Here is a 10,882-nt window from a genome sequence, read left to right as displayed (position 1 = left end):
TTCTCCTGAATAACCATTCTCTGCAATCAACGCCGTGCCTCTAAAGCGTTTAATTCTCGCTGAATGACCGAATATTTATGCGAATTGGTATAACTAGTTAACTGTATGGTCAAATTATGCACTTATTACTTGTTTGTTTTGTTATATTCTGTATAATGCGCGCCTCGTTGTTAGGGCTCGGATGCTTTAGCAAGAATCTTGAAGTGGGGCGATCCCAATAGACTTGATCTGTACTGCACTGACGTGCTACCTCTATTTGTAAAGTCTTCCTGGTGGTTTCCTCTTTATATCGCGTAAAGCTTGTTAGTTTACAAGATGCTTTACCATGGGAAGACAAAATATATGTTAAATACCGACAATGCCGTTACCGGCTTTGCTAGCCTAGGCTTGCCTGAAAATATCCTTTCTGCTGTTACTTCACTTGGTTTTGACCAAGCAACACCGATACAAGCGAAAACAATTCCGTCATTATTGGAAGGGTTTGATGTACTAGGTGAAGCACAAACAGGTACAGGTAAAACAGCTGCATTCAGTTTACCAGCGTTAACTAAAATTGATACGTCAATACGTAAGCCTCAAATGCTTGTATTGGCACCAACGCGTGAACTTGCTATTCAAGTTGCAGAAGCGATTGAAACCTTCGCAAAAAATATCAAAGGTTTAAAAGTAGCTACTTTATACGGTGGTCAATCATATGGACCACAGTTTCAACAACTGGAGCGTGGTGCTCAAGTTGTGGTAGGTACACCTGGACGTTTAATGGATCATTTACGTCGTAAAAGTTTAAAACTTGCTGATCTTAAAGTATGTGTACTTGATGAAGCCGATGAAATGCTAAACATGGGCTTTTTAGAAGACATTGAGTGGATCCTTGAACATTTACCTGAAAAAACGCAAATGGCATTATTTTCTGCCACTATGCCTGCACAAATTCGTAAGGTCGCGAATCGCTTCTTAACCGATCCTGTGCATGTAAAAATAGCAGCAGAAAAAAAGGCAAAAGCGAATATTGAACAACTTGCATGGAAAGTAAGTGGTATCAATAAGATGACTGCTTTAGAACGCATTGCTGAAACCATTGATTATGATGCGATGATTATTTTCGTACGTACGCGAAGTGATACGGTTGAAGTTGCTGAAAAATTAGAAAGAGCTGGTTACCCAGCACTTGCCTTAAATGGTGACATGAACCAAGCACAACGTGAACGCGCTGTAGATCAAATTAAATCATCTAAAGCGTCAATTTTAATTGCAACAGACGTAGTTGCCCGCGGTTTAGATATCCCGCGTATTTCTACGGTAATTAACTATGATTTACCGGGTGATACCGAATCGTACGTTCACCGTATTGGTCGAACAGGCCGTGCAGGTAGAACAGGTACTGCAATTTCATTCGTAAGACCACGTGAAATGTATTTATTACGTCAATACGAACGTTTAACCTCAGGTACAATTAGTGCGTTTGAATTGCCAAGTATTCATGAAATTGGTAAAGCACGTATTGCACGTACGCAAACGGAATTGAAAAATTTGCTTGAGCAAAAAGATATTGCTGACATGCGTGAAATTATTGAAGGGATGGCAAATGACACTGAACTCTCAATGACAGATATCGCAGCCGCTTTATTGTTCTTGAAACAAGTTAAACAACCACTTCGCCCTAAAGAAGATCCTAAGCCTCGCCGTGAAGCTCGTGATAGAGATAACAATCGTTCTCGTGATGGAAGAGGTCGTGATAGCAGAGATAATCGTGGTGAAAGAGAACGCCCTCGTCGCTCAAAAGTGGCACGAAATGATGTGGATTGGCAAACTTACCGTTTAGAAGTTGGCAAAGAGCATGGTGCCAAGCCTGGTGATATTGTTGGCGCTATTGCCAATGAAATAGCACTAGACAGTGGTTATATTGGTCAGATCAACTTACATGATCGTCATACGTTTGTTCAATTACCAAAAGGGATGCCAGAGAAAGCCTTTAATCAATTGAAACGCGTACGTGTACGTCGTCAAGCATTAGAGATTTCTGTGTCACAAGCACCTGTTGTAACAGATAAGCCTAAAAGACGAAATGATAGACCACGGAAACCAGCTCGGGTTTCATAATTATTGAAGAAAGCGCCAAATAGGCGCTTTTTTTTCGTCTAAATTAACGCCATTTTTATTCGGTATTCATCAAGGTAAAACTGGCAAATCTAACACCTGTATTAAATTGTTTACAGTTCGTTTGTACGGCCTGTCTGGGCTAGCTTTCAGTTGCTTTAAACTTTAGTAATCTTGTCGTACAAATTCATTTACGTTACATGCAAAAGTCTTGATCTCTGCCCACTTTTACTGAAGATTTTTACTCGTAATAATAGCGTCAAGAAATCAATGAGAGATAACTTATGACTGACGCAGCAAACCCTTTAAAACTTTGTGGTATAGAGTTTACCGAATATGCAACGCCCGATTCTGATTTTATGGAAAAAGCTTTTTATGGCTTTGGTTTTTCGAAAACGAAAAAATTTAAAGGTCGCGACATTGAATACTTCAACCAAAATGATATTCATTTTTTATTAAACAACGAGCAAAAAGGCTTTTCGCGTGAGTTTGCTAAAGCACATGGCCCTGCTATTTGTTCAATGGGGTGGCGAGTAGAAGATGCTGAATTTGCCTTTGAACAAGCGATTGCGCGTGGTGCTAAGTCGGCTCAAGAAGAAGCAAATAAACTGGCGTATCCTGCCATTTATGGTATCGGTGATAGCTTAATTTACTTTATTGATAAATTTGGCGATAAAGGTTCAATTTACCAAGATGACTTCGAACCATTAGACAACCCTGTTGAAGTAGAAGACAAAGGTTTTAAAGCAGTTGATCACCTCACTAACAATGTCTACCAAGGTACAATGGAACATTGGGCAAACTTTTATAAAGACGTATTTGGCTTTACAGAAGTACGTTATTTTGACATTAAGGGTGAAAAATCTGCGCTTGTTTCATATGCATTACAATCACCTTGCGGTAACTTTTCTATTCCGATTAATGAAGGTAAGGGTACAAGCAATAACCAAATTGATGAATACTTAGATGAATATGATGGACCAGGTGTACAGCATCTAGCATTTATTACTGACGATTTAGTTGGCTCGCTAGATAAGATTGATAAATCTATTATCGACACATTAAACATTGTGCCAGAATATTATGATGATGTTTTTGACCGTATTCCTTGGGTGAAAGAAGATAAAGATCGTATTCGTGAACACCAAATTTTAGTGGATAGCCAACAAGAAAATTCATATTTGTTGCAAATTTTTACTAAGAATATATTTGGACCTATATTCATTGAAATGATCCAACGAGTTGATGACAAAGGATTTGGTGAAGGTAACTTTACTGCGCTGTTTAAGTCTATTGAATTAAATCAAATGGAACGTGGTGTATTGTAGGTATTAACACAATTTACTAGCAATATTACGTAGTGATATATGATGAAAAATCCAGTAGTTGAACTACTGGATTTTTTTGTTTTACTATCCGTAATCACAAAATGCTGGTATCAATAAATAACTGTTCTAGTAATGTTGCTACTTGTTGATCACCTTCATTAAATTGAATACCAACATTGACTCGACCCTTTTCATTGCGACTATTGCACACTCTTGCTGGTATGCGCATTTCTCCAGTCGCGTAGTGGGTAACGCATACAAAAATATCACGTTGCTTAACATTGACAATGTCACTACTTGCTTTAAAGGTGAACCCGCATCCTTTCAGTGATAAATCTACAATGATGCCATTTAACTCGATATTACTTTGATCGGGGGCATTTAATGATATTGCCGCAGGTAAATGTGTAGTTATTCGTTGATGAGCTCTTAGTTGACGATTTTCAATCTTTTTGGGGTAGTTAAGAAAAATCAGCTTTTCTGGAGACTGTGTGATGTTGCGAATCGTTGCTTTAAAAGCAAAGCAGCATCCTTTGTCGCCTTCTAGTAAATAGCGAATAATGGCAACATTGCCTCCAATTAATACATCATTAAAGTTATCAGAAGTTGATGGATACTTTAGCATGATATATTTACCCGTTTCGTACCCGATTAGCGGAAGCCTTAATCTAACTTGCACAGGGTGGTTTACTTGAAAATCGAGGACTTTACCAGGTAATAATTCGAAAAAGTTATTTGATTCTTCTTCCTCAACAGGTAGGGGGCTTACTGCTAAATCTGCCATTAATCATCCTTAATTTCATGTACATTAAACGACTTGTACATGTTGTTATTTTTTTAACCAATATAAACAAGGTTAAAAATAATGACAATCCTTAATAATAAAAAGTTAGGTATAACTAGGCGACAATAGGACAAAATTAAAAGATAAAAAAACCGGCGAGTTGCCGGTTTAGTCAAATATACGTTTTACTTTGGTAGCTTTTCTGCACCAGAAGATACGTGTAAATCTTTTAAAATACCGTCAGCTAAATTGTAAACAAAACCATGTATAGTCAGTTGTTGCCCTGACTCCCAAGCATTGCGTACGATCGTGGTATTACACACATTTGCCACTTGTTCAATGACATTAAGTTCGCATAAGGTATTAAACTTCTCGGTGTGATCAGTAATTGCATCCAACTTTTCTTGATGAAAGCGGTGTACGTCTTCAATGTGGCGTAACCAATTATCAATCAGACCGTAGCTGTCTTTATCCATTGATGCTAACACACCGCCACAACCATAGTGACCACAGACAATTATGTGTTTTACTTTTAAGTAATCAACGGCAAACTGAATGACAGATAAACAATTAAGATCAGTATGGATCACCTGATTTGCGATATTTCGATGAACGAATACTTCTCCGGGTAACATGCCAAGTAACTCATTAGCAGGCACACGAGAATCTGAACAACCAATCCAAAGGTATTCCGGTTTTTGCTGTTTTGCTAAGGTGTCGAAAAACGTAGGATCTTCTTGATTAATTTTATCTGCCCAAGCGCGGTTTTTTTTAAAAAGGTGGTCTATGTTTGACATATGGCTCTACTTATCGCTCTACACAAATGAATAATAGACATTTTATGTCACTTTCGACTTTATTGTAAGTCCGACCAATATCTTATTTGGGTATAATTCATTCTTATAGGGCTGATTGGTTAGATTTATTATTAGGATCATATTGCGTGATTTTTAGCTATTAAGCAGTCCACGCTAGGGTTTTGTGATGAATATTTTGCATGTGAACAAAAATTATATCGCAAAGTTAAGCACAGATTAGGGTAAATCGATTACAATAAACGTCATTGATCTTGGTAGAAAAGGTAAGTTATGGCAACGGCATGTGCTCGTCATATATTGGTAAAAAATGAAAAACAAGCGAATGATCTAAAGAGTAAAATTGACAAAGGCGCTGACTTTGGTCAACTGGCGAAGAAGTTCTCCACTTGTCCTTCTGGTAAAAAAGGGGGGGATTTAGGCGAGTTTAAGAAAGGTCAGATGGTTAAAGCGTTTGATGATGTCGTGTTTAAAAAAGAAGTGCTTAAAATTCATGGACCCATTAAAACACGATTTGGCTATCATTTAATTCAAACCATTTATCGTAGTTGATTTCTTCATTAGAATTACAAGATAAAAAGCCGCTCAGTTGTTACTCAGCGGCTTTATCATTTACATTAACTTTTCATCAATTATTTTTTAAAAACGTGCTTCAAAGTTAAGTGTCGCAAATCGAGGTGTTTGCCAGTCAAGCGGTGCACCATAAAATTGGTTACGACCACCCGCTGTCCAGCCAATACCTTCATAGTTATCAACAATACTGACAGGTTGGCTATTGTCTAAGACATTGAAAATATCTAATGAAGCTCTCATGTCAATGCCTTTGACATTGAACGTATAACTTGCTGAAAGATCTAATCTAAATGTCCATGGGGTTGTGCCATTGCTACCACGAGGGTGATAGGTGATAGAGCCATCGTCTTGTGTGACGTAGTAAGTATCGCCATAGCTTCCGTATAGATCTTGATCTGTACTCCAGTAGCTACCACCTTGTATACCACGAGGGCGACCACTAGCTAACGTTGAATTCCAACCAAGAACAAATTGTTCAGTAACATTATAACTACCGAAGAACTTAAGTACATGGCGACGATCATTCGGTAAGTTACCGTAAGAACCATCCATTAATGCAGGGAAGTCAAAGTCAGTGGTTACACCAGCATCTGTTTGACCATTATCTGATTTAACCGCACCTTCGAAGTTACCATAACTGTGTGACCACGTATAACTTGCTGTCCATGAGAAGTCTTCTACTTTATATTTTAAGGTTGTTTCTAGTGCGTAATACTTGTTTTCACCTTTTGGTAACTGAACCGTTGTCGCATTATCATATTTAACTGGTGTGTCAGTATCAGCTAAGCCATCATCGTCAGCATCAGTGTAGAATATTGCATCTTTTCCTGGGTTGATCATTAAACAGTGCGCGTTTGAGTATTGACCACAGTAATCATCTAATGCTGAATCAACATAGCGGTAAGTACCTTTAACTAGCATTGAGTATTCATCAGACAACATTGTTTCATAGCCTAAGATATATTCGATTTTCGAAAATGGTTCGGCATTATTTGATACAAATGTTTTTTCTTCTGGGAACGTTGCTGTTGAGTTAACGACTTCTGAATTAGATTTAGTGCCATTAACCGGTGTTATACCAATAGGCTCGCCCGTTGTTGGATCAACGCCTGTAAAAGTATAGTGAGTCGTTCTATCATCAACCCCAGAAGCAGCGCGATAAATAGTATTGTTAGCTATTGGCAAATAATATTGGCCAAACGTACCAAACAGCTTACTTTCACCGTCACCTGTCGGATCCCATGAAAAACCTAAACGAGGTGCCACATCAGTCGTGAATGAACTAATAACACGACCCGTTACGCCGGTATTTTCGAAGTCATCAATACGTAAACCTAAGGTTAGCGTGAGATCATCACTTAGGGTCCAAACATCTTCAATGAAATAAGCTTTTATGTCACTGGTAAAGCCACCACCTTTTTCTTCATTAGAAAAGACACGGTCACGCACATAGTCTTGCGGCTGATCGCTGGTATTGGTAAATAGAACACCATCATTGCCTTGAATTGAAGCGCCTGGTTGTACTGTATAATACGTCCAAGAGTGACCGCCATCAGGACCTGTTGGAATATTAAAGCGTGTGGTATCGCGTTCTTGGCTTTCAATGCCTGCTGTTATCGTGTGATCGCCGATGGTATATTCAAGATCTAACGCATATTGCGTGTTAGTATCGTTGTTTTCACCGTATGCACCACCAGGGCCACAGCTTACCGCAGGTGTTGTAACGTTATCGCGAGCCTCATTAACCGTTGAACAGGCGATATTAGAAGCACTTGTTTCATACTCTGTTTCAATACGACCAGCCATTGCTGTGACAATTAAATCATCAGTAATATAACCGGTGTAACTAATGCTGTGTGTTTCGCCTCCGCGTTTTCTGATTTGGGTACCTGTTTCGTTACCTACGACACCTTCACCATTATTGTTATAGGCAAAAATAGTTTCTTGAGTGTCAGATCTGTTTGAATAACCAAAATAGCTTAATCGGTGATTATCACTAATGTCCCAATCAATGGTTGCACCCCAAAATAAATTGTCGCCACCTGAAGATTCGCGTTTTCTGTATTGATTATTCGCTAAATAATGATCCCAAAATGATGGCTGAAAAGTTAAACTTTGTTTAGTACTTTTAGGATTAATAATGGCGTACATAAATAGCTTATCTTTGATGATAGGCCCACCAACAGAGAAGGTCATTTCTTTTTGGGTTAATTCATCAAGGCTTTCATCGCGGTAAATGGTGCCTGAACCGCCATTCGAACGCGCTATTTGTCGATCATCACTTCGCCATGATTCTGGCGAGTATGTACCAGTGACTGCAAATTCCCACTCATTGGTACCTTTTTTCGCTGTAGCATTGATGGCACCACCAGTGGCACGGCCGTAGCGAGCGGAGTAGCCGCCGGTTTTCACTTGGAATTCTTTATAAAATTCAAAAGGTAGTTCACCACAACCTAATCCATTACGTGTGTTGGTTACTTCCATGCCATTGATATAACATATATTTTCGGCAACAGAAGATCCACCAAATGAAGCAGTATTTGCACCAAAAGATTGATCACCTTGAACAACACCCGGAGCTAATAAAGCAACAGATGTTAAGTTACGATTGACTGGCATGCGATCAATTTCTGCCTCTCCGATAATGAGGCCTGAATCAGACGACGCTAAATCGAGTGTAGCAACGGAAGATGCGACCACTTGAATAACTTCAGTGTCATTGCTAGGCGCAGCAACCTCAAAGTTGGTGATGGTATTTTTACCAAGTGACACACGTACTTGTTCAAGTGCTAAAACGCGATTACCTTTAGAAACGGTCACCTCATAAATACCTGTAGGTAATTTTGCTAATCGATAACTACCATCATCGTCTAATTCAATACTACGAGTTGTTCCTGTATCTACGTTAACAGCTTTTACGATAATATCTGTTGCAACACCCTGTGTAACTGAAATTACACCTCTAATATCTTCTGCACTAGCCGTAGACATTCCGATTACTGAAGAAATGGCAATAGCGGTAAGTGAGCGGGTAAAAATCTTAGTATATCGAGATTTTTTCATTTTAAACTCCCTGGGACTTTCATCTAATTTTTGGTTGTTATGTCGCGCTAGTCATGTTTTGTTGCCATGAATGAAAACTTTCAATATGGCCTCATTACTAGCGTTGTGTTGATAGTAAGCTGTGCTTCTTTGATACTGCAATACAGAGGGGGGTAACGTTGGAAGTAGTTGAAATGATTTGAAATAATTCAAAATCATCAAAGTACTTTATTTTAAAGGCTTTTAATGAGTTAAACGAAAAAGTATGTATTTATTGACATAAATTCTACTGAAAAATCTGTAATCTACTTGAGGTGCGAATAAAGTTAATGAAAAACAAGTGGTTAAAATGTGTCGTTTTATAACACTCTGCTTTCAAGCTTCCTTTTTTTAATCTTTATTATTTTAGATTTTATTGTAATTAATTGAATTATATTAATAAAAGCTAGTTGTAAAGATATATTAACTGTTGTGGACTGTACAAAATCACAATAATTATATGCAAAACTGTAACTGAATTTTTATTGTGGTGATTTTGCGCAAAATATTTACAAACGATGTTTTGCCGTTGCTGAATACTACTCTTCTTGTTTGTCTTTTTTTCGCTGCTCTGCTTCACGTATTTTGATGTTTTTACGTTGCTCATCGGTTAACTTGAACTTCCGTGCTGATTGAAAGATAACCATCACTGCGCCAACGATGAATGCTAAACACAAAAAAATGAGTAGATAACTGTATATATTCATATGAATTTCCTTTGTTACATTTATTTAAACCTGTTAAACAACGTTAATTTACTAGTAATTCTAACTGCTGTTGCATGCTAAACACTGAGATTTCATCATAAGTTTTACCGTAAAATAACACGTTTATGGTGAAAGATATGTTGTTTTTTTATCGTATTTTTGTTGTTAAAAAAGTCGCCAAATGTCAAATTTACCTGTAACGTTATGTCATTAGTATAACGACTATTATTGAGTCACATTCGCTCTCGTGTATTGTTGTTATACGTAAAATAAAAATAATTACATGATGGATAGATTATGGTGAATAAATTGCAATTTAAACTGCTTATTCCTATCGTTGGTGCAGGTATTTTAGCAATAATGACAGTAGCATTATTTGTAGGGCAGCTTTCTAAACTTGGTGCTATCACATTAATATTTATATTATGTTTATTGCAAGTAGCCATTAGTTATTGGTTTTTTAATCAACAAGTCGGAAGTCGTTTAGAAAAATTAAAACGTTATTTAGCTTTGGTAATTAGTGTTAATGAAGCACCATCTGGCCCACTAGTTGATTCGGGTAATGACGATTTAGCGTTAATGACACAAGATCTTGGTGGCTTTATTGATAACTTAAGTGATGTACTTGCTGAGATTAGGCGAGAATCAGTAAGATTAAGAGAGGGGGCAGGGTTATTAACCAGTCAAATAAGTGATGCCGTTATTGCTGTTGACCAATCTAGTGACCAAATTACGCAAATGGCTAATTCGATTGATAACGTCGCGTCTACATCATCGATGTTATCACAAAATGCAGCGCAAGTGAGTGATACTACAAGCGAAGTACTTGCCACCCTACAACATGGAACGGACTCTTCTTCAATAAGCCAAAAGACCATTGCAAATTTTGCCCAAGAAGTAACAGAAATGGCGCATGACCTAGCATTGTTGCAAGAAGAATGTGCACGAATAGGTTCAGTGTTAGATGTGATCCGTGGCATTGCTGACCAAACCAATTTACTTGCGTTAAATGCAGCGATTGAGGCAGCTAGAGCTGGTGAACAAGGTAGAGGCTTTGCTGTTGTCGCTGACGAAGTTAGAGCGCTTGCACACCGTACACAAGAATCAACCGTTGAAATTCAATCAATGGTAGAAGGTCTACAAGAAAAATCTAATAATGCGGTGCAATCTATTGCCAAAGGGCAAGCGCTTACTCAAGATAGCCTAACGCAATCGGAAGAAGTGGTTGCAGCTTTAAATAAAGTGGGTGAAGTATTTAAAGAAGTGAATAACTTAACCTCACAGATAGCGGCAGACACTGATGAACAACAACAAGCAACTGCATCTATTAATGATAATATGGCAACAGTTGTAACCTTAAGCCAAGAGTTACATGGTGCACTAAATAATATTGCAGAGCATGCTGAACGTCAAAAAGCCACATCGGAAGATGTAGATACCACGTTAAATAGGGTTTGCGTGTAATACAAACGTTGCATGTTAACTAAAGCTAACGGA

At 38.0% G+C, this 10,882-nt stretch carries 8 protein-coding genes; 4 read left to right on the top strand and 4 right to left on the bottom strand.

Annotated elements, in window-relative coordinates:
• The first annotated feature begins 342 nt into the window (after nt 1-342).
• Both BI291_RS04975 and hppD read left to right on the top strand, forming a co-directional pair.
• The gene (locus BI291_RS04975) at nt 343-2,100 is read left to right on the top strand and encodes a DEAD/DEAH box helicase (protein WP_074496650.1); all 1,758 of its coding nucleotides are present in this window, start codon (nt 343-345) and stop codon (nt 2,098-2,100) included.
• A 281-nt stretch (nt 2,101-2,381) separates the two neighbouring features.
• Entirely contained in the window at nt 2,382-3,425 is a 1,044-nt protein-coding gene (gene hppD / locus BI291_RS04970) for a 4-hydroxyphenylpyruvate dioxygenase (RefSeq protein ID WP_074496649.1), read from the top strand.
• Between the two features lie 94 nt (nt 3,426-3,519).
• Here the strand turns inward: hppD and BI291_RS04965 are convergent, their stop codons facing one another.
• Nucleotides 3,520-4,209, bottom strand: a complete 690-nt coding sequence (locus BI291_RS04965; protein WP_074496648.1) for a PilZ domain-containing protein — start codon at nt 4,207-4,209, stop codon at nt 3,520-3,522.
• A 185-nt stretch (nt 4,210-4,394) separates the two neighbouring features.
• Nucleotides 4,395-5,006 carry a carbonate dehydratase gene (can, locus tag BI291_RS04960; RefSeq protein ID WP_074496647.1) on the bottom strand — a complete coding sequence of 204 codons (612 nt, stop codon included), beginning with the start codon at nt 5,004-5,006 and terminating at the stop codon, nt 4,395-4,397.
• Nucleotides 5,007-5,297: 291 nt separating this feature from the next.
• Here can and ppiC point away from each other — a divergent pair, with 291 nt between their 5' ends.
• Nucleotides 5,298-5,576, top strand: a complete 279-nt coding sequence (gene ppiC / locus BI291_RS04955; protein WP_074496646.1) for a peptidylprolyl isomerase PpiC — start codon at nt 5,298-5,300, stop codon at nt 5,574-5,576.
• Between the two features lie 87 nt (nt 5,577-5,663).
• Here the strand turns inward: ppiC and BI291_RS04950 are convergent, their stop codons facing one another.
• The gene (locus BI291_RS04950) at nt 5,664-8,660 is read right to left on the bottom strand and encodes a TonB-dependent receptor (protein ID WP_074496645.1); all 2,997 of its coding nucleotides are present in this window, start codon (nt 8,658-8,660) and stop codon (nt 5,664-5,666) included.
• A gap of 557 nt (nt 8,661-9,217) precedes the next feature.
• Nucleotides 9,218-9,385 carry a DUF2897 family protein gene (locus BI291_RS04945; protein WP_083601904.1) on the bottom strand — a complete coding sequence of 56 codons (168 nt, stop codon included), beginning with the start codon at nt 9,383-9,385 and terminating at the stop codon, nt 9,218-9,220.
• Between the two features lie 297 nt (nt 9,386-9,682).
• On the opposite strand from BI291_RS04945, the gene BI291_RS04940 reads away from it, so the two are divergent.
• Nucleotides 9,683-10,849 (top strand): methyl-accepting chemotaxis protein, encoded by a 1,167-nt coding sequence (locus tag BI291_RS04940; protein ID WP_074496644.1) that lies wholly within the window; start codon nt 9,683-9,685, stop codon nt 10,847-10,849.
• Nucleotides 10,850-10,882: the final 33 nt, after the last annotated feature.

This window comes from Thalassotalea sp. PP2-459 (genome assembly GCF_001913705.1).
GTDB lineage: Bacteria > Pseudomonadota > Gammaproteobacteria > Enterobacterales > Alteromonadaceae > Thalassotalea_C > Thalassotalea_C hakodatensis.
Note: the sequence above shows the minus strand (reverse complement) of the source record. Positions and strands in the feature narration are given on the sequence as shown.

Bases quoted from the DNA above. Each gene is read 5' to 3' on its own strand.
- BI291_RS04950 (WP_074496645.1), bottom strand. From the start codon at position 8,660: ATGAAAAAATCTCGATATACTAAGATTTTTACCCGCTCACTTACCGCT.
- can (WP_074496647.1), bottom strand. From the start codon at position 5,006: ATGTCAAACATAGACCACCTTTTTAAAAAAAACCGCGCTTGGGCAGAT.
- BI291_RS04975 (WP_074496650.1), top strand. From the start codon at position 343: ATGTTAAATACCGACAATGCCGTTACCGGCTTTGCTAGCCTAGGCTTG.
- BI291_RS04965 (WP_074496648.1), bottom strand. From the start codon at position 4,209: ATGGCAGATTTAGCAGTAAGCCCCCTACCTGTTGAGGAAGAAGAATCA.
- hppD (WP_074496649.1), top strand. From the start codon at position 2,382: ATGACTGACGCAGCAAACCCTTTAAAACTTTGTGGTATAGAGTTTACC.
- ppiC (WP_074496646.1), top strand. From the start codon at position 5,298: ATGGCAACGGCATGTGCTCGTCATATATTGGTAAAAAATGAAAAACAA.
- BI291_RS04940 (WP_074496644.1), top strand. From the start codon at position 9,683: ATGGTGAATAAATTGCAATTTAAACTGCTTATTCCTATCGTTGGTGCA.
- BI291_RS04945 (WP_083601904.1), bottom strand. From the start codon at position 9,385: ATGAATATATACAGTTATCTACTCATTTTTTTGTGTTTAGCATTCATC.